1 protein-coding gene is annotated in these 201 nt (G+C 30.8%); it reads left to right on the forward strand.

What is annotated here, in order from left to right; genetic code table 11:
• Positions 1–201 (forward strand): type IX secretion system membrane protein PorP/SprF (locus Z053_RS29160; protein ID WP_035096581.1); only part of this gene is annotated, 201 nt, incomplete at both ends.

The following is a 201-nucleotide window of genomic DNA, read 5'->3' on the forward strand; positions in this document are numbered from 1 at the left end:
TGCTTCACGTTTTAAAGAAGTGTTAATCACTCCCAGTGTTTTGGTTAAATATGTTTCTGGAGCTCCGATTCAGGTAGATATTAATACTACAGTGAACTACAAAAACAAAATTGAGATTGGTGCTGGATACAGAACGAGTTCTTCTATTAATTTTCTTGCAGGATTTTATATTTCTAATCACTTACGATTATTATATAATTA

It is taken from the genome of Aquimarina megaterium XH134 (assembly GCF_000520975.1).
In the GTDB taxonomy this organism is placed as follows: Bacteria; Bacteroidota; Bacteroidia; order Flavobacteriales; family Flavobacteriaceae; genus Aquimarina; species Aquimarina megaterium.